16 protein-coding genes are annotated in these 17,061 nt (G+C 71.1%); 7 read left to right on the top strand and 9 right to left on the bottom strand.

What is annotated here, in order from left to right:
• Positions 1–105 precede the first annotated feature (105 nt).
• Both ACFY3L_RS18435 and ACFY3L_RS18430 read right to left on the bottom strand, forming a co-directional pair.
• Complete coding sequence (locus tag ACFY3L_RS18435) at positions 106–1,389, bottom strand: cytochrome P450 (RefSeq protein ID WP_389324837.1); 1,284 nt, start codon at positions 1,387–1,389, stop codon at positions 106–108.
• Positions 1,390–1,426: 37 nt separating this feature from the next.
• Positions 1,427–2,929, bottom strand: coding sequence for an MFS transporter (locus ACFY3L_RS18430; protein ID WP_389324834.1), 1,503 nt, complete (start codon positions 2,927–2,929; stop codon positions 1,427–1,429).
• A gap of 238 nt (positions 2,930–3,167) precedes the next feature.
• Between ACFY3L_RS18430 and ACFY3L_RS18425 the strand changes: the two genes are divergently transcribed.
• Entirely contained in the window at positions 3,168–4,919 is a 1,752-nt protein-coding gene (locus tag ACFY3L_RS18425) for a discoidin domain-containing protein (protein ID WP_389324830.1), read from the top strand.
• Positions 4,920–5,034: 115 nt separating this feature from the next.
• Here the strand turns inward: ACFY3L_RS18425 and ACFY3L_RS18420 are convergent, their stop codons facing one another.
• On the bottom strand, positions 5,035–7,245 hold the full coding sequence (locus ACFY3L_RS18420; RefSeq protein WP_389324827.1) for a choice-of-anchor J domain-containing protein: 2,211 nt from the start codon (positions 7,243–7,245) through the stop codon (positions 5,035–5,037).
• Between the two features lie 589 nt (positions 7,246–7,834).
• On the opposite strand from ACFY3L_RS18420, the gene ACFY3L_RS18415 reads away from it, so the two are divergent.
• The 3 genes from ACFY3L_RS18415 to ACFY3L_RS18405 all read left to right on the top strand — a co-directional run bounded on the left by ACFY3L_RS18415 (position 7,835) and on the right by ACFY3L_RS18405 (position 10,190).
• Positions 7,835–8,536 carry a carbon-nitrogen hydrolase family protein gene (locus tag ACFY3L_RS18415; protein ID WP_389324824.1) on the top strand — a complete coding sequence of 234 codons (702 nt, stop codon included), beginning with the start codon at positions 7,835–7,837 and terminating at the stop codon, positions 8,534–8,536.
• Between the two features lie 96 nt (positions 8,537–8,632).
• Positions 8,633–9,319 (top strand): FadR/GntR family transcriptional regulator, encoded by a 687-nt coding sequence (locus ACFY3L_RS18410; RefSeq protein ID WP_389324821.1) that lies wholly within the window; start codon positions 8,633–8,635, stop codon positions 9,317–9,319.
• Between the two features lie 34 nt (positions 9,320–9,353).
• The gene (locus tag ACFY3L_RS18405) at positions 9,354–10,190 is read left to right on the top strand and encodes a fumarylacetoacetate hydrolase family protein (protein ID WP_389324818.1); all 837 of its coding nucleotides are present in this window, start codon (positions 9,354–9,356) and stop codon (positions 10,188–10,190) included.
• 30 nt (positions 10,191–10,220) lie between these two features.
• Here the strand turns inward: ACFY3L_RS18405 and ACFY3L_RS18400 are convergent, their stop codons facing one another.
• Positions 10,221–11,057 (bottom strand): class I SAM-dependent methyltransferase, encoded by an 837-nt coding sequence (locus tag ACFY3L_RS18400; RefSeq protein WP_389324815.1) that lies wholly within the window; start codon positions 11,055–11,057, stop codon positions 10,221–10,223.
• Between the two features lie 82 nt (positions 11,058–11,139).
• Between ACFY3L_RS18400 and ACFY3L_RS18395 the strand changes: the two genes are divergently transcribed.
• On the top strand, positions 11,140–11,844 hold the full coding sequence (locus tag ACFY3L_RS18395) for a winged helix-turn-helix transcriptional regulator (RefSeq protein ID WP_389324812.1): 705 nt from the start codon (positions 11,140–11,142) through the stop codon (positions 11,842–11,844).
• A 136-nt stretch (positions 11,845–11,980) separates the two neighbouring features.
• Positions 11,981–12,556 (top strand): Uma2 family endonuclease, encoded by a 576-nt coding sequence (locus ACFY3L_RS18390; protein WP_389324809.1) that lies wholly within the window; start codon positions 11,981–11,983, stop codon positions 12,554–12,556.
• A gap of 18 nt (positions 12,557–12,574) precedes the next feature.
• Here the strand turns inward: ACFY3L_RS18390 and ACFY3L_RS18385 are convergent, their stop codons facing one another.
• Genes ACFY3L_RS18385 through ACFY3L_RS18375 form a run of 3 tightly spaced genes read right to left on the bottom strand, consistent with a single transcriptional unit; the run spans position 12,575 to position 14,914 of the window.
• A complete protein-coding gene (locus ACFY3L_RS18385) occupies positions 12,575–12,928 on the bottom strand; it encodes a DUF4406 domain-containing protein (protein WP_389324806.1) in 354 nt (117 codons plus the stop codon).
• Positions 12,925–13,839, bottom strand: coding sequence for a DeoR/GlpR family DNA-binding transcription regulator (locus ACFY3L_RS18380; RefSeq protein ID WP_389324803.1), 915 nt, complete (start codon positions 13,837–13,839; stop codon positions 12,925–12,927). Before ACFY3L_RS18380 ends, ACFY3L_RS18385 begins: the two co-directional genes overlap by 4 nt.
• A 49-nt stretch (positions 13,840–13,888) precedes the next feature.
• Complete coding sequence (locus ACFY3L_RS18375) at positions 13,889–14,914, bottom strand: YbhN family protein (RefSeq protein WP_389324800.1); 1,026 nt, start codon at positions 14,912–14,914, stop codon at positions 13,889–13,891.
• A 105-nt stretch (positions 14,915–15,019) separates the two neighbouring features.
• Here ACFY3L_RS18375 and ACFY3L_RS18370 point away from each other — a divergent pair, with 105 nt between their 5' ends.
• The gene (locus ACFY3L_RS18370) at positions 15,020–15,781 is read left to right on the top strand and encodes a polyphosphate kinase 2 family protein (RefSeq protein WP_389324797.1); all 762 of its coding nucleotides are present in this window, start codon (positions 15,020–15,022) and stop codon (positions 15,779–15,781) included.
• Between the two features lie 6 nt (positions 15,782–15,787).
• Here ACFY3L_RS18370 and ACFY3L_RS18365 read toward each other — a convergent pair whose 3' ends face one another.
• Together ACFY3L_RS18365 and ACFY3L_RS18360 are read right to left on the bottom strand one after the other, a co-directional pair.
• Positions 15,788–16,495: an SDR family NAD(P)-dependent oxidoreductase gene (locus ACFY3L_RS18365; RefSeq protein ID WP_389324794.1), complete on the bottom strand. Its 708-nt coding sequence runs from the start codon at positions 16,493–16,495 to the stop codon at positions 15,788–15,790.
• A 35-nt stretch (positions 16,496–16,530) separates the two neighbouring features.
• A complete protein-coding gene (locus tag ACFY3L_RS18360; RefSeq protein WP_389324791.1) occupies positions 16,531–17,028 on the bottom strand; it encodes a hemerythrin domain-containing protein in 498 nt (165 codons plus the stop codon).
• Between the last annotated feature and the right edge of the window lie 33 nt (positions 17,029–17,061).

The raw sequence follows: 17,061 nt of genomic DNA, 5'->3' as shown, positions 1-17,061 counted from the left end.
CGACAATTTCGGGTCTGCATTGTTTCGGCCGCCGGTCAATTCATCGGCGCACGGAGAATACGGCGGAACGGTTCCGCCGGAAACACGCCGGAGACGCGCCCGCGGTCAGACGGTCACCGATACGGCGACGGGCAGCGACTCGTACCCGCGCAGCACCCGCGTCTTGCGGCGCCGCGGCTCGCCGGCGACGGTGAGGCCGGGGTGGCGGTCGAAGAGGGTGCGCAGGCCGACCTCGCCCTCCAGCCTGGCCAGGGCGGCGCCGAGGCAGTAGTGCACGCCGCCGGAGAAGGACAGGTGGTCGCGGGCGTTGGCGCGGGTGATGTCGAAGCGGCCGGGGTCGGTGAAGACGGCGGGGTCGCGGTTGGCGCCGCCGAGCATCGGCACGACCACGTGGCCCGGCTGCAGCTCGGTCCCGGCGATCTCCACGGGCCGCTGGCAGATGCGCGCCGAGTTCTGCACCGGGGAGTCGAACCGCAGCATCTCCTCCACGGCGCCGCGCCACCGCGACGGGTCCTCGCGCAGCAGCCGCAGCTGCTCGGGGTGGGCCATCAGCAGCGCGGCGCCGGTGCCGAGCAGGTTGACCGTCGTCTCGAAGCCGGCGGCGAGCAGCAGGCCCGCGGTGGCGAGCAGCTCGTCGTCGGTGAGCTGCTCGCCCTCGAGGTGCACCAGCTGGCTGAGCAGGTCGTCGCCGGGGTCGCGGCGCAGCCGCTCGAAGTGCCCGCGCATCCACGCGTTGCTCTGCCGGATGCCGATCTCGGTGCGCCGGTACTGCCGGTAGGTGAGCCCGAGGTCGAGCGTCGGCGCGGCCATGGTGCCCCAGTCGAGGAACTGCCGGCGCATGGACAGGGGCACGCCGAGGATGTCGGCGATGACGGTGACGGGCAGCAGCGCCGCGTACCGCTCCACCAGGTCGAACCGTGGGCCCAGGCCTTCCAGGAGCTCCTCGGCGGTCCGCTCGATCCTGGGCCGCAGCGCCTCGATCGCCCGGGCGGTGAAGACCTTCGAGACCAGCCGCCGGTACCGGGTGTGGTCCGGCGGGTCGGTGACGAGCATCGACGGCGGATCGACGGGGCCGATCGGGGCGGTGCGCCGGCCGAACCGCCACATGAGCGCGATCGGCGCCGGCAGCCGCCGGTCGTTGAACCCGACGCCGAACGCCTCGCTGCGCAGCACCGCCGACGCCACGTCGTGCCGCGCGGTCGCCCACATGATCCGCCCGCGGACCAGCGGCCCCTGCGCGCGGATGCTGTCGTAGAACGGGTAGGGGTCGGCGCGGACGGCGGGGTCGACGAAGAACCGCGCCTGCGGGTCGCCCCTCCGCGCCGCGGCGCTGATGCCCAGTCGCGCGAACCCGTGCTTCGTCGCCCACCGCACCAGCGTCCCGCTCATGGTACTAGACGGTACCATGAGCGGGGGTACGCGGTGGTCAGCCCGTCGAGCGGGGGCGGGTGGTGACGGCGGAGAGCGGGACGGCGACGTCCTCCAGGGACCTGCCCTCGGCGTCGACCCCGAGGAACCATTCGACGACGCCGCCGACGATCATGACCGCGGCGCCGATCAGGTAGCCGATGAAGAGCTTGCCGGGGTCCTGGCCCTCGCCGATGAGCCAGCCGTAGAAGATCGGGCCGATGGCGCCGAAGCACTGGGCGATGGCGAAGAACACGGCGATCGCCTGGGCCCGGATCTCGAGCGGGAAGATCTCGCTGACGGTCAGGTAGGCGGAGCTGGCGCCGGCCGAGGCGAAGAAGAAGATGACGCACCAGGCGAGCGTCTGCGTGAACGCGTTGAGCATCCCCGCGTCGAACATCCAGGCCGAGATGGCCAGGAGGATCCCGGAGAGGACGTACGTGCCGGTGATCATCTTGCGGCGGCCGAGGGTGTCGAAGAGGTGGCCGAGCAGGAGCGGGCCGGCCAGGTTGCCGACGGCGAAGGCGATCAGGTAGATCGGCGTCTTCTCCGCGTCGACGTCGTAGAACTTCGCCAGCACCAGCGTGTAGGTGAAGAAGATGGCGTTGTACAGGAAGGACTGGGTGATCATGAGGGTCGCGGACAGCGCCGACCGGGACGGTAGCTGCCGGAACAGGACCTTGATCAGCGACAGGTAGCCGTGCGAGGCGGACGGCTTGATCTCGATGGCGGCGCCCTCGTCGACCGGGGCGAGGGTCTGGCCCGAGCGCTCCACGTCGCGCTCGATCGACGCGATGCTCTCCTCCGCCTCCTGCTCGCGGCCGTGCATGATCAGCCAGCGGGGGCTCTCCGGCAGGTGCCTGCGCAGGTTCCAGATGAGCAGACCGATGATCGGCCCGATCAGGAACCCGAGCCGCCAGCTGATGTTGAGCGAGATGTGGTTCAGCAGGACGTACGTGCCGAGCGTGCCGATGATGGCGCCGCCCCAGTACGTGCCGTTGACGCCGATGTCGACGCGCCCGCGGTACTTCGCCGGCATCATCTCGTCGATCGCCGAGTTGATGGCGGCGTACTCACCGCCGATGCCGGCGCCGGCGATGAATCTCGTCAGGTAGAGGAAGATCAGGCTCAGGGTGCCGTTTCCCCAGGTGAGCGCGGTCAGCGCGTTGCCGGCGAGGTAGACGCCGAGGGTGACGATGAAGAGGTTCTTGCGGCCGAGCGCGTCGGACAGGCGGCCGAACACCAGCGCGCCGAAGACCTCGCCCAGCAGGTACACGGTGGCGATGGCGCCGACCTGCGTGCTGCTGAGCCCGAGGGTCTCCTGCTTGTTGAGCACCGCTCCGACGGCGCTCGCGATGGTGATCTCGAGGCCGTCGAGGACCCAGGCCGTGCCCAGCGCCAGCACCATTCTGGTGTGGAACGGGGCCCAGGTGAGCCGGTCGATCCGGGCGGGGATCAGGCTGCGGATGATGCCGCCGGTCGGCTCTGCGGCCGACTGAGGGCTGGATTGCGTTTCGGACAAGGTGCACCTCCCAGGATTCCCTGACCCGTTCCGTGCCCGCATCGGCGAGGCTCAAAACGCGGGTCTTGACGCTGGACCACCGATCGACCACGCTGAGTCCGAGAGAGCGCTCTCTTCCCTTCGGTACGACCGGACGCCGCCAGCACCGGCAACCGCCCTCCCGGTGCGTCGACCTGTGTGTCGGCTTGGTGCGGCGACGGTCCCGCACGCCCCCGTCCAAGCCCAGGGAGGCAGTCTCATGCGCAGATGGAAAGGCCGGCGCCTGGCCGGCCTGCTCGTCGCGGCCCTGATCGCCGGGTACGCCGCCATCACCGTCACGACAGAAGCCAGCGCCGCCGGCAGCCTGCTGTCGCAGGGCAGACCCACCACCGCGTCGTCGACGGAGAACGCCGCGTCCGGTGCGGCCCTCGCCACCGACGGCAACACCGGCACCCGCTGGTCCAGCGCGTTCAGCGACCCCCAGTGGATCCAGGTCGACCTCGGCGCGACCAACACGATCGACCAGGTCGTGCTCAACTGGGAGGCCGCGTACGCCCGCTCGTTCAGCATCCAGCTCTCCACCGACGGCAGCACCTGGACGACCGTCTACTCCACCACCACCGGCACCGGCGGCGTCCAGACCCTCAACGTGTCGGGCAGCGGCCGGTACGTGCGCATGAACGGCACCGCCCGCGCGACGGCCTACGGCTACTCGCTGTGGGAGTTCCAGGTGTACGGCACGGCCGGCGGCACCACCTGCGGCACCACGAACGCCGCACAGGGACGGCCGGCCACCGCGTCCTCGACGGAGAACGCCGCGTCGCCCGCGTCGGCCGCCTTCGACGGCAACACCGGCACCCGCTGGTCGAGCGCGTTCAGCGACCCCCAGTGGATCCAGGTCGACCTCGGCGCGACCGCGAGCGTCTGCCAGGTGGTCCTGAACTGGGAGGCCGCCTACGCGCGGTCGTTCACGATCCAGCTCTCCACCGACGGCAGCACCTGGACGACCGTCTACTCCACCACCACCGGCACCGGCGGCGTCCAGACCCTCACGGCGGCGGGCAGCGGCCGGTACGTGCGGATGAACGGCACCGCCCGCGCCACCGCCTACGGCTACTCGCTGTGGGAGTTCGCGGTCCGCACCACCGGCCCGGTGACGCCGACGTCCCAGCCGCCGACCTCGCAGCCGCCGGGGTCGTTCTGGGGCGACACCAGCTCCATCCCCAATCCGAGCAACGTCGTCATGGTCAAGGTGCTCAACCGCACCAACGGGCAGTACCCCGACAGCCAGGTGTACTGGAGCTTCAACGGCCAGACGCACAGCATCGCCGAGCAGCCCTACCTGGACATGCCGGCCAACTCCGCCGGCCGGATGTACTTCTACCTGGGCAGCCCGAACAGCCAGTACTACGACTTCATCGAGTTCACCGTCGGGCCGTCGGTCTTCAACGGCAACACCACCCGCGTCGACGCGTTCGGCCTGAAGCTGGCGATGCGGCTGCACGCCCGCGACGGCTACGACGTGCAGGTCGGCGAGGACCAGGCCACGTTCGCCGAGAGCCGCGCGGCGACGTTCCAGCGGTTCATCGACGAGGTGCCGGCCCAGTTCGACGTCCTGGCGCAGTCGCAGGCGCCGTACCGGATCATCGCGCCGGGCTCCGACCCGACGTTCCGCACCGGCGGCGTCAACGCGAACTACTTCACCGCGTACGCCTCGCAGTACGGCATCAACGCCCCGACGTCGGACGTCTTCGGCTGCGCCGGGGTGCTCGCCAACGACCCGGCGAACTGCGCCGCCCTCAACCGGCACGTGCGGCAGCTGCCGCAGTCGCAGTGGTCGACGCCGAGCCTGTACTACCAGGCCGCGCCGGCGAACTACTACGCCAAGTTCTGGCACGACCACGCCATCGACAAGCTCGCGTACGGGTTCCCGTACGACGACTACGCCGGCCAGTCGTCGTTCGTCTCGCACGAGCTTCCGCAGTGGCTGCTGGTGGCCGTCGGCTGGTAGCGCGGTGAAGCGACGCTGAGAAGCGGCACGACAAGCCGTACACGAGCGGCGAACGCGACGACGGGCACCCCTCGCACGAGGCAAGGGGTGCCCGCCGTCATGGCACCCGGAGGTGTCAGGCAGCTCCGCCCGGCTGGACGACGCCGTTCACCGTGAGGGTGTACGGCGCGTACTGCTGGACCTGCTCCGTCGGCTCGTCGTAGGCGACGACCGCCACGACCTTCGGGAACAGCGACAGCAGCGCCAGCTGGATCCAGTTGAGCGAGATGCTGTTCTTACCGGTGAACTCGAACTGCCACGCGAGGTGGTTGGCCTCGTCGATGCCGACGAGCTTCACGTGCCAGTTCTTGACCTTGACCGGGGTGATCTCCGTCGGCGAGTCGAACGGCGCCAGGCTGGAGCCGTCGCTCAGCAGGGTGCCGCCGAGCGTGATGTCGTCGATGAGCAGGCCGCCCTCGTTGACACCACCGTCGCTGACGTAACGGAAGCCCAGCAGGATCGACTTGCCCGCGTAGGCGGACAGGTTGAAGCTGTGCGCCTCGAAACCGTTCGTCGTGCCGTTCAGGCCGGGCCCGAGCGGCGCGTCGACGGTCTTGTCACCGGGGACCGCGGTGTAGGTCGTCCCACCGTCGGTGGAGACCACGACGTAGCCGTAGTCGTAACCGAGCTCGGCGCCGTACTTCGCCTGGAAGGTCAGCGTCGCGTTGGCGGCGGGGACCGTCACCGGGATGACCGCGGTGGCGTCGGTGTTGTTGGCGTTGCCCGAGAACAGCACCGAGTTGCCCGGCCGGTCGGGGTCGTTGTTCACCAGCGTCCAGGCCAGCGGGATCGCCGGCAGCTGGGTCGCGCCCGTGAACTTCAAGGACCGCAGGTCCTTGCCCTTGATGGCCGTGCCGTTCTTCTGCAGCAGCACGTAGTCGGCACCGTTGGGGGCCGCTCCGGGCACGCTGTAGCTCTGCGGGTTCGCCAGGTTCACCGAGGAGCGGACGCTCTTCGACGTGACCTTGGACTTGTCGGCGCCGAGCACGAGGCTGTAGCGCGAGTCGTCCAGGAGCTTGTCCAGCAGCACCGACGACTGGTAGTCGTGCAGCACCGTGTACGCGTCCTTGGCACCCTCGGCCTTCACGGCCGCGTCGACGCTCTTGATGCCCTGCAGGGCGGCGTCGCGGTGCAGCTTCTCGATGATGTCCTGACCGTAGTGGTCGTAGAGGTACAGCAGGAACTGGTATGCGTTGCCGTAGTCGGCGAGCACACCGGCGCCGCTGCCGCCCTCACCCCAGAGGTTGAGCGAGTTCTGGGGACCACCGCAGTCACGGGGGTTGGGGTTGAAGGGTGTCTGCACCGGGCCGTAGCCCTGGAAGCAGTACAGGTGGCTGTCGCCGCCCTTGTCGTAGACCGTCTTGGTGCCGTCGACGTAGCCGGTGAGCGTCTGCGCGAAGTCCGACAGACCCTCGTTGAGCCACGTCGACTCGTTCGGGTCGACGTAGGACAGCAGCAGGTGCTGCCACTCGTGCGCGAACGTGCCCTCGTAGAGGGTCGGCCGGGCCGGGCGGCTGGTGCAGACGTCACTGCTCGGCGCGTCGACGGGGTTGGCGCCGGTACGGTGCTCCCAGTCGAACGCGTCGATCGTCATGACGTTGCGGTCGAACAGTTCGTTGAACTGCGTCGAGAAGAAGCCGGCGATGTAGGTCGTGGCGGCCGGGAACGTGTAGTAGTTGTCGTCCCGGACGTTGTCGACCAGCGTGACGGTCTTCTCGCCGCCGCCGGTGTAGACGCCGCCGTTGCCGTTGGCGTCCGGTCCGAGCAGCGCGTTGCTGCCGTCACGGTTCGGCGGCGTGCTGAAGGCCGCGGTCTCCTTCGGGTACATGTTGGTGTCGAACTCGTGGATGAAGTTCGCCACCTGCGCGTCGGTGACCGTGGTCGTGTTCGGCACCGCGTTGCGGCAGTCGCCCGCCGGGAACGAGGTGTCGACCGCGACCCAGACCTCGATGTGCTCGCCGACACCGCGCAGGACGTAGTCCTTGCGGTACAGCCGGCCCTGGTAGTCGTCCGAACCCAGCCACTGACGGACCGTGCCGACCGCCGGGGTCTCCCCCGCGGCGAGCGAGCGCTTCTGCGTCGGCTTCGCCATCTTCGACGTGTCGACCAGCTTGCCGTCCAACGTGAACTGGGTCCGCGTCATGTGCCGCGTGTCGGACGTCTTGCTCGCACCGGACGCCGCAGGCGCCTTGGCCGGGGCCGCCGCGGCCGGGGATGCCGGCAGGGCGACGAGCACCGGCGCGGCGAGGACGACGACCGCGGTCGTGACCAGGCGTTTTCGCACCATGAAGCCTCCTCAAGTCGGTCGCCGCACCGGGCGGGGGTGACCGCAACCGGAAACGACAGACCGAACCCGTGATGATATTGACAAGGCACACTATCGCCGCGACATCGATCGGCAACGTTCGCATCGAATCGCGAGGGTGTAGACGAGGGATCGCGTGCATTCGGTGTGGTCAATACACGGATTCAGCAGGCGGGTGCCGCGCCGCCCGACGTCGACCCACGCGTTGTCCGTCAGCCGCAGCCCGTCCCAGAAGACGCCGTCGCCGAGGTCGATGCCCGCGGGGTTGGCGACGGTACGGCCGAACTGGTCCTTCCCGCCGTTGTAGCCGTTCTGGTACGCCGGTCCAGGCGACGTTGACGTCGTCGCCGCCGACGGCCCGCAGCTCGGCGCTCCAGGTGCTGGACGGGTCCGCGGACGCCTCGGGCTGCCCCGAGGTGGCATACGCGGGCGCGGAGACGGTCAGGAGCGCAAGGGCCGCGAGGGCGGGGAACCAGCGGTCCGACACCCCCGCAGCCAACCACTGACATCGATGACCGTCAAGATGTTGCGGGCCTGGGACCCCGCCGCTCCGGGCACGTAAGATTCACGGATGCCTCTGATCGTCGCCGTCGCACAGCCCGAGTGCGACGCCTTTGACGTGGCCGCCAACGCCGTCACCCATGCGGCGGTGGTCCACGCGGCGGGCGCAAGGGTCGTCGTCTTCCCCGAGCTGTCGCTGACGGGCTATGAGCTCGACGCCGACGTGGTGCCGGTGGACCACCCAGCCCTGTCCCCGCTCCTCGACGCCTGCCAGGACACGGGCACGCTCGCCCTGGCCGGCGCGCCGGTCGACGGCGCCGGCGGACCGCACATCGCGGTCCTGGCCGTGGACGGCGTCGCGGGCACGGTCACCGTCGCCTACCGCAAGGTGCACCTGGGCGCCTCCGAGCAGCGCCGCTTCCGGCCCGCCGACAGCCCCGCGGTCGTCACCGTCGACGGATACCGGCTGGGCCTCGCCGTCTGCAAGGACACCTCGGTCCCGGAGCACCAGGCCCGCACCGCCGCCCTCGGCATCGACGTGTACGCCGCCGCCACCTGCATGTCCGCCGGCGAACTCGCCGAGCAGGACGAGCGCGGCGCCCGCATCGCCAAGGCGCACGGGGTGTGGGTCGCGCTCGCCAGCTTCGCCGGCCCGACCGGGGACGGCTACGCCGACACCGCCGGCCACTCGACGATCTGGTCCCCGGACGGCACCGCCGTCGCGCGGACCGGCGCCGAGCCCGGCACCTTCGCCGTCACCACCCTCCCCTGAGTCCCATGATCCGGTAGACATGGTGTCGCTCTGGCGACCAGAACTCTTCCGGATCACGGAAACGGGGGCGGGGCGCGGTGCCGTAGCGTGGGCGGGGTGAGCGGCGCGGAGTTCGCGAAGGTGGAGCGCACCTCGGCGGCGGCGGGGGCGGTGCGCGCCATCCAGCAGATGATCGTCGACGGGCGGCTCACGCCGGGGCAGCGGCTGCCGGCGGAGCGGGAGCTCAGCGAGCTGCTCGGGATCAGCCGGCCGACGCTGCGCGAGACGATCCGGGCGCTCGTCGGGCTCAACATCCTGGAGAGCCGGCACGGCGCGGGCACGTTCGTCGCGGGGCTGTCCACGGCGGCGCTGCTGGAGCCGATGCGCTTCGTGATGGCGCTCAACGAGCGCACCGTGGAGGAGCTGTTCGAGGCGCGCCTGCTGCTCGAGCCGGCCCTCGCCGCCCTCGCCGCCCGGCGGGCCACCGACGAGCAGGTCGCCGCCATGCGGGCGGCGATCGGCGGCGGCGACCAGGTCGAGGCCGACGTGCTGCTGCACCGGCTGATCGCCGGCGCGTCGGGCAACGCGCTGCTCGCCGCGATGCTGGAGTCCCTCTCCGGCCTCGGCCGGTCGAGCCGGTCCATGACGTCGGGGCGGCCGGGCATGTCCGAGCGGACGGCCGAGGACCACGAGGCCATCGTCGCCGCCGTCGAGCAGCGGGACCCCGACGCCGCACGCCGGGCCATGGCGGCGCACCTGGAGCGGATCGCCGCCGTCGCCCGCGAACACCCCGAATTGGCTTGACCACTTGGCCACTTTGCTCGTACCGTGGCAGCCCATGAGACTTGCCAGGCTTGGACCCTCCGGTGCCGAACGACCCGTGGTGCTCGACGCCGAGGGCCGCGCGCGGAGTCTCGAAGGGCTGACCGCGGACATCGACGGTGGGTTCCTCGCGGCCGACGGGATCGCCCGCGTCCGCGACGCGCTCGACACCCTGCCCGTGCTGCCGGAGCAGGACCTCCGCCGGGGCGCGCCGATCGCCCGGCCCGGCAAGGTCGTCTGCGTCGGCCTCAACTACCGCGCGCACGCCGCGGAGTCCGGCGCCGAGCCGCCCGCCGAGCCGGTCGTGTTCATGAAGGCGGCCGACACGGTCGTCGGCCCCGACGACGACGTGCGCATCCCGCGCAACAGCGTCAAGACCGACTACGAGGTGGAGCTCGCGGTCGTCATCGGCCGCGAGGCGCGGTACCTCGACAGCCCAGCCGACGCCCACGCGTACATCGCCGGCTATGCCATCAGCAACGACGTCTCCGAGCGCGAGTTCCAGCTGGAGCGCGGCGGCCAGTGGGACAAGGGCAAGTCGTGCGAGACGTTCAACCCGCTGGGCCCCTGGCTCGTGCCCGCCGACGGCCTGACGGTGCCCGAGCTGCGCCTGCGGTCCTGGGTCAACGGCGAGCCCCGCCAGGACGAGCTCGCCGGCGACATGATCTTCGACGTGCCGCACCTCGTCTGGTACCTGAGCCAGTTCATGGTGCTGCGCCCCGGCGACGTCGTGAACACCGGCACGCCGGCCGGGGTGGCGATGGGCCTGCCCGGCCAGCCGTACCTTCGCGCCGGTGACGTGATGGAGCTGGCGATCGACGGCCTGGGCCGCCAGCGCCAGCGCCTCGTCTGACCGTCCGCCGCGACTGGCCGTCCCCCGCGCCTAGTCGTTCGCCGCCCCGGTGCGGGCGGTGAAGAGCAGGTACTCCCACTCCATCGCGCCGCCGCCGAGATCGTGGCGCCGGGCCAGGTCCAGCAGCGCCCCGTCGAGCGCGGCGACCGCCGCCGGGTCGCCGGCGTTCGCGGCGTAGACGGCGATCGTCGGGCCGTACGTGCGCTTGAAGAACTCCAGGAACGCCTCCGCCGTCGGGAACACCGTCACGCGCAGCATCCGCCGCTGCGCCACGACGTCGGTGACACGGTCGCCGAACAGGGCGCGGACGTGGGCCTCGTCGCCCCACAGCGGCGGCGGCTGGGCGCCGGGCGGCGGGGGCGGCGCGTAGGGCTTCATCGTCGCGAACATCTGCCCGATGAACCCCTGCGGCGTCCAGTTGATCAGCCCGATCGTCCCGCCCGGCCGCAGCACGCGGACGATCTCGTCGGCGCACACCTGGTGGTGCGGGGCGAACATCACCCCGACGCAGGACATCACGGTGTCGAACGCGCCCGCCTCGAACGGCAGCGCCTCCGCGTCGGCGGTCTGCCACTCGAGGGTGGCGCCGTGCCGCTCCGCGAGCCCCTTGCCGGCCTCCAGCAGCTCGGGGGTGAGGTCGGTGGCGACCACGTCGGCGCCGGCCCGCGCGGCCGGGATCGACGCGTTGCCCGAACCCGCGGCCACATCAAGGATCCGCTGCCCGGGCCCGGCGGCCACGGCCTCGGAAAGGACGGGCCCGAGCGACGGGATCACGTCCGCGGCGACCGCCGCGTAGTCCCCCGTCGCCCACATCGCCCGGTGCTTGCTCTTCAACGCCTGGTCGGCGGTCAGTTCTGTGATCTGCATGTCCTCGACGGTAGGAATCACCGCCGGGGCCGAACCAGTACAGGATCTGTACTAGTCGCCGAGACGACATTACGGTGCGCACATGGGAGCGTCGTACTACCAGTTCTGCCCGGTGGCCAAGACCATGGAACTGCTCGACGAGCGCTGGACCCTGCTCGTGGTCCGCGAGCTCGTGGGCGGCGACCGGCACTTCAACGACCTGCGCCGCGGCCTGCCCCGCATGTCCCCGACGCTGCTGTCGAAGCGCCTGCAGCACCTGGTCGCCGCCGGCGTCGCCGAACGCCACAAGTCGGGCGTCGAGGTCCGCTACCGCCTCACCCCCGCCGGCCAGGAGCTCGCCCCGATCGTCGCCGCGCTCGGCGAGTGGGGCATCCGCTGGATCGGCCACCTCGGCGACCAGGACCTCGACCCGAAGATCCTGCTGTGGGACATGCACCGCCGGGTCGACCACGACGCCGTCCCCGCCGGCCGGACCGTCATCCAGTTCGAGTTCCCGGCCGTCGCCGCCTCCCTGCGCAACTGGTGGCTCGTCCTCACCCCCACCGACGCCGACGTCTGCGACGCCGACCCCGGCTTCGACGTGGCCGTACGCGTGACCGCCGACCTGCGCAGCATGGTCGAGGTCTGGCTCGGCGACCTGGACTGGTCCGACGCCCTGCGCTCCGGCGCCGTCACCATCCAGGGCCCGCCCGACCTGCGCCGCGACGTGCCCGCCTGGTTCAAGCTGATCTCCTTCGCCGGCGTCCCCCGCGCTCCACGCTCCGAGCGTCCGATCAATTCGCGCTGAAACGCCGATCAAGTTGTACTCTTAAGCTGCCATGTGGCAGGGTGAACGAGTGACCCTTCAGGACGTGCGCATCGTCGATGCCCCCGCCGCATGACAGGCTGGTGACGCCAGCAGCCACCGGGAGGTGCATGACCACATGAGCTTCGCTCCGCTCGACCATGACGGCCCCTGGTCCGAAGACGAATACCTCGCCATCGACCCCGCCGGGCATCGCATAGAGCTGATTGACGGGAGTCTGTTGTTGAGCCCGGCACCGAAGAACCGGCACCAGCTGCTGTCATCACTCCTTTGGGCGGCGTTCGACGAACGTGCCGCCGAGGCAGGTCTATTCGCCCTGGAGGGGGTCAACGTCCGGCTCGGCTCCGGCCGCATCCTTATCCCGGACCTCATCGTGGCCGACGTCGACGGAGGCGACGACACGATCGCCGCCGACGACGTGATGCTCGCCGTCGAGATCGCCTCACCGAGCACCGCCGGCGTGGACCGCTTCATCAAGATGCCGCTGTATGCGGCCGCAGGAATCGCCTGGTATCTGGTCGTTGAGCAGGAATTGTCGGGAGCGGTCACGATGCACGTGCATCGACTGGAAGGCGGGCGATATGACGAGGAGGCGAAGGTAGGACCGGGCCAAACGCTCAACCTCACGAAGCCTCTCGACGTCACCCTGGATCCAGACGCGCTGCTGCGCCGAATCGCGCGTCGCCAGGCCTGAACAACGCGAGCCGCACGGCTACGGGGCCGGAACCTCGGTGATGGCGGTGTAGACGGGCTTTCCCTCGGCGCGGGCCTGGGCGACCATCTCGTCGGCGCCGGCGGAGCGGCCGCCGATGCGCAGGACGGCGTCGCAGTGGGTGAGGAGGCGGGCGGAGATCGGGTGGAAGATCTCGTCGAAGACGGGGTCGCCGACGGTGGTGGAGCCGGCACGCTCGATGAGGGGCAGGGCCAGGGCCTCGCCGGTGACGGGGAGGTGGCCGGCGCGGAAGAGGGTGACGGCGGCGTCGTTCATGGCGTCGACGTTGGCCTGGAGCTTGGTGGGGTCGTCGCCGGTGCCTGAGCGGTACGGGCCGGCTACCAGGATCATCATGATGGGGACTCCTCAGGGTTGTCGGTGGTGATGACGTCGACGCCGGCCGCGCGCAACGCTGCGAGCGTCTCGGCCGCCGCGTCCGGATCGGCGGCGCCGCCGTGGGGACTGGCACTGCCGGAGGGAGCGCCGCCGGCAGATGCGGTGCTGCTGGAGGTGGCGTCCGCGGGGGCGGCCGGAGGTGCCGCGGCGGACGTGACGAAGATGTCGGCGGCGGACAGTGGAGCGACCCGGGCGAACGCCTGGACGCCCAGCTTGCTGGCGTCGGCGACCACGACGGTCCGGCCGGCGCGGCGCAGGGCGGCGCGCTTCACGGCGGCGTCGTCCAGGTCGAACTCGGACCAGCCCAGGTCGTGATGGACCGCGCCGATCGACATGATGAACGTGTCGAAGCGCAGCTGGTCCAGGGCGCTCAGGGCGAGCGGGCCGACCAGGCTGCGCTCCCCCGCGCGGGACTCGCCGCCGAGGATCAGCAGCCTGATGCCGGGCTGGTCGGCGAGGCGCACCGCCGCCTGCAGGCTGAGCACCGCCACGGTCAGCGGCCCCTCGGGGGAAGGGGCGGCGCCGAATCGGGTGGCCAGGGCGGCGGCCACCGCGGCGGTCGTGGTGCCGGCGTCGAGCAGGACGGTGCTGCCGGGAGCGATCAGGGCGGCGGTGGCCGAGGCCAGGCGGGCCTTCGTCGCGGACCGCCACTGGGCGCGGACGTCGAAGCCCGCCTCGTCGGCCGGGACGTCCAGGGCGACGGCGCCGCCGCGGACGCGACGGACCAGGCCCTGCTCCTGCAGCTGGTCGAGGTCGCGGCGGACGGTCATCTCCGAGACGCCGAGGCGGGTGGCGAGCTCGGCCAGGGTCAGCCGGCCACTGCCGCGGACGAGGCGGAGGGTGAGGTCGAGTCGATCCGGTGCGGGCACGGCACCGAATCTAACATGATCTTGTGAAGTTTGAAAGATCTGTGTGAGGTTACGCGACCGGGGTCGGTTGGCGGGCGGCCTTGGACGGTGCCGGCACCGCCCGGCGGCGGAGGACGGCGTACGTGAGGGCGCCGAGCGGGATGATGATCCAGCAGGACAGCAGCCGGTAGACGAGCATCGCGGCGGCGGCCGGGCCCTGCGGCGCGCCCGCCGAGATCAGACCGGCCAGCAGGGCGACCTCCACCACGCCGATGCCGCCGGGGCTGATCGGCACCTGCCGGACCAGCTGCACCGTCAGGTACACCGTGGCCAGCGCGACCACGCTGACGTCGACGCCGAACGCGGCGGCCGTCGCGGCCAGGCACGCGAAGTCCAGCCCCCAGTTGACGGTGGCGTGCACCAGCGAGACCACCCAGGAGCGCGGCGGCAGGCGGCGCAGGTCGGCGACGGTGCGCGCGACCGACGCCCTGGCCCGCGCGACCAGGCCGCGGGGCGCCCGGTCGGCCGGCTCGTCGTCGAGCGCGGGCGCGGGCGGCAGCGGGCCGCGGAAGAGCAGGAAGTCCAGGCCGAACACCACGCTGGCGCCCACCAGCAGGGCGATGACCAGCACGAGCGTATGGCCGGTGCCGGTGACGCCGCCGCGCGGGACGAGCACGACCGCGCCGTACATGAGCAGCAGCGCCAGGCCGGACAGCAGCGACGACAGGACGGCCACGGCTCCGGCGGTGCGCCGGGTGGCGCCGGCGGTGCGGAACTGGCGGAACGCGAAGCCCGCGGACACGGCGGAGCCGGCCGGCAGGCTGAAGGAGATCGCGGAGCGGGTGAAGGTGACCGCGACGGCCCGCGGCACCGACATCCGCACCCCGAAGCCGGCGAGGAGGCGGCGCTGCTGGAGCGCGAAGTGCCGCAGGGAGACCAGCTCGGCGACCGCGGCGAGCACCAGCCACCACGGGCTCGCCGAGGCGATGGTGCCGGCGATCTGGCCCGGGTCGGGCAGCTTGTCCTTGAGCGTGACCGTGGCCATACCAAGCACGACGAGCAGTGCGGCGATCCGCAGCGCCCGTTTCGTGCTCACACCGAGTACTGTCCCATCCTTTGGTTGCGGTGCGGCCACATGGCCGGCAGCAAGTGCGTTGCGCTCGTCACGCGCGGAGGGTGAAGCCATGGAAGGCTGGAGGCCATGAAGCGCCTGGCGAAGGTCGACCTCCACGACACGTTGCCCAAAGCGGAGGCGAGCCGCCGGCTCGCGGCGGCCCAGGAGCGGCTGCTGCGGCTCCGGCTGACGCTCGGCGGGCAGATCGGTGGCGACAAGGCACGGCTCGGGCCGCCGCTGTGCGTGCTGTTCGAGGGCTGGGACGCCTCCGGCAAGGGCGGCTCGATCAAGCGGCTCGTCGACCACCTCGACCCGCGGCACGTGCGGGTGGCGCAGTTCGCGGCGCCGACGTTCGACGAGAAGCGGCACCACTTCCTGTGGCGGTTCTGGCCGGTGCTGCCCGGCTGGGGCGGGATGACGGTCCTGGACCGGTCCTGGTACGGCCGGGTCCTCGTCGAACGCGTCGAGGGGTTCGCGACCGAGCAGCAGTGGGGCCGCGCCTACGACGAGATCGTCGAGTTCGAGCGGACGCTCGCCGCCGAGGGCATGATCATCGTGAAGTTCTGGATGCACATCTCCAGCAAGGAGCAGCTGCGCCGCTTCGAGAGCCGGCGCGACGACCCGCTGCGCTCGTGGAAGCTCACCGACGAGGACTGGCGCAACCGGGAGAAGCGGTCCGCGTACAAGCACGCGGTCGAGGACATGCTGGCCCGCACCGGCCACCCGGCCGGGCCGTGGCACGTCATCCCCGGCGACGACAAGCCCACGGCCCGGGTGCTCGTGGTGGAGCAGGTCTGCGCCGCGGTCGAGGAGGCCCTGGACCGCCACGGGATGGTGCTGCCGGAGTGAGCACGGCTACCGGGCGGACGCGCCGCCGTCGACGTACATGACCTCGCCGGTCATGAAGCTGGACGTGTCGGAGCCGAGGAACAGCACGGCCTTCGCGATCTCGTCGGGAGTGGCGGCCCGGCCGAGCGGCACGCCCGCCACCAGGTCGGTCGAGCCGGCCGCCGTCTCGTACCGCTGCAGCATCGGCGTCCGGACGGGCCCGGGCGCGACGGCGTTGACCCGGATGCCGGTGCCGGCCGCCTCCAGGGCCGCCGAGCGGGTGAGCCCGTCGACCGCGTGCTTGCTGGCGGCGTAGACGGCCGAGCCGGGTGCGCCCTGGTGGCCGAGGACCGACGAGACGTTGACGATGCTGCCGTGGCCCTGCTCGGCCATGACCCGCAGCTCGTGCTTCATGGTCAGCAGGGTGCCGAGCACGTTGGTGTCGAAGATCGCGGCGTACGTGTCGGCGGTCTGCTCCACCACGGCACCCGGGGTGCCCTCGGTGCCGGCGTTGTTGACCGCGACGTCGAGGGAGCCGAAGCGCGTGACGGTGTCGTCGACCAGCTGGCGGACGTCGTCCTCACTCCGCACGTCGGCGTGCATGAAGACGGCGCCCTCGGGCAGCTCGGCGTCGTGGCGGCCGGCGACCACCACGTCCGCGCCCTGGCTCACGAACGCCTCCGCGGTGGCCCGTCCGATGCCGGTGAGGCCACCCGTGATCAGCACAGTTGTCATGCGCGGGTAGGTCCCCCGCGACGCGTTCGATATGCCTAACTGTTCTCGCGGATGTACTGCTGCGGGTCCTTGTCGCGGAACGTGAGGCCCTTGCCGCTCGGGTGCTCGCCGTAGAACGTGATCCACTGCGCGCCGAGCGACACCCGCAGGTCCATGTCGGCGTGCTTGCGGAAGTCGGGCAGCACCTCGTCCTCCTCCTCGGCGAGGTGCTCGCTGTTCTCGGTGCGGGCCTCCCACACCGCCTTCCACCATTCGTCGGAGCCGACCTTCCGGGAGCGGGTCGCCTCGATCGCGTCACGGATCTTGTTGTGGTCCTTGATCGCGTCGTCGGTCTCCTCGTCGGCGTCGTCGGAGCGCTTGAGCAGATGCGGGTACAGGATCCGCTCCTCGGCCTCGGCGTGGATCTCCAGGTGCAGGGCCAAGGACTCCCACACGGCGGTGAGCTGCTCCTCACCGCGGGCGTCGTCGAGGCGGGCGAAGCCGCGGCGGAACGCGTGATGGTCGTCCAGAATGAGTGCGGTGATGTCCTCCATGCCCGCATCATCACCCGCGGGGCGAAATCCGAA

It is taken from the genome of Dactylosporangium sp. NPDC000521 (genome assembly GCF_042898305.1).
GTDB lineage: Bacteria > Actinomycetota > Actinomycetes > Mycobacteriales > Micromonosporaceae > Dactylosporangium.
The sequence above is the reverse complement of the archived record's forward strand: the minus strand, read 5'-3'. Positions and strand labels throughout refer to the sequence as shown.

Excerpts from the sequence above, each read along its gene's own strand:
- ACFY3L_RS18435 (WP_389324837.1), bottom strand. The coding sequence starts at position 1,389 with ATGAGCGGGACGCTGGTGCGGTGGGCGACGAAGCACGGGTTCGCGCGA.
- ACFY3L_RS18425 (WP_389324830.1), top strand. The coding sequence starts at position 3,168 with ATGCGCAGATGGAAAGGCCGGCGCCTGGCCGGCCTGCTCGTCGCGGCC.
- ACFY3L_RS18420 (WP_389324827.1), bottom strand. The coding sequence starts at position 7,245 with ATGGTGCGAAAACGCCTGGTCACGACCGCGGTCGTCGTCCTCGCCGCG.
- ACFY3L_RS18415 (WP_389324824.1), top strand. The coding sequence starts at position 7,835 with ATGCCTCTGATCGTCGCCGTCGCACAGCCCGAGTGCGACGCCTTTGAC.
- ACFY3L_RS18405 (WP_389324818.1), top strand. The coding sequence starts at position 9,354 with ATGAGACTTGCCAGGCTTGGACCCTCCGGTGCCGAACGACCCGTGGTG.
- ACFY3L_RS18400 (WP_389324815.1), bottom strand. The coding sequence starts at position 11,057 with ATGCAGATCACAGAACTGACCGCCGACCAGGCGTTGAAGAGCAAGCAC.
- ACFY3L_RS18395 (WP_389324812.1), top strand. The coding sequence starts at position 11,140 with ATGGGAGCGTCGTACTACCAGTTCTGCCCGGTGGCCAAGACCATGGAA.
- ACFY3L_RS18390 (WP_389324809.1), top strand. The coding sequence starts at position 11,981 with ATGAGCTTCGCTCCGCTCGACCATGACGGCCCCTGGTCCGAAGACGAA.
- ACFY3L_RS18385 (WP_389324806.1), bottom strand. The coding sequence starts at position 12,928 with ATGATGATCCTGGTAGCCGGCCCGTACCGCTCAGGCACCGGCGACGAC.
- ACFY3L_RS18370 (WP_389324797.1), top strand. The coding sequence starts at position 15,020 with ATGAAGCGCCTGGCGAAGGTCGACCTCCACGACACGTTGCCCAAAGCG.
- ACFY3L_RS18365 (WP_389324794.1), bottom strand. The coding sequence starts at position 16,495 with ATGACAACTGTGCTGATCACGGGTGGCCTCACCGGCATCGGACGGGCC.
- ACFY3L_RS18360 (WP_389324791.1), bottom strand. The coding sequence starts at position 17,028 with ATGGAGGACATCACCGCACTCATTCTGGACGACCATCACGCGTTCCGC.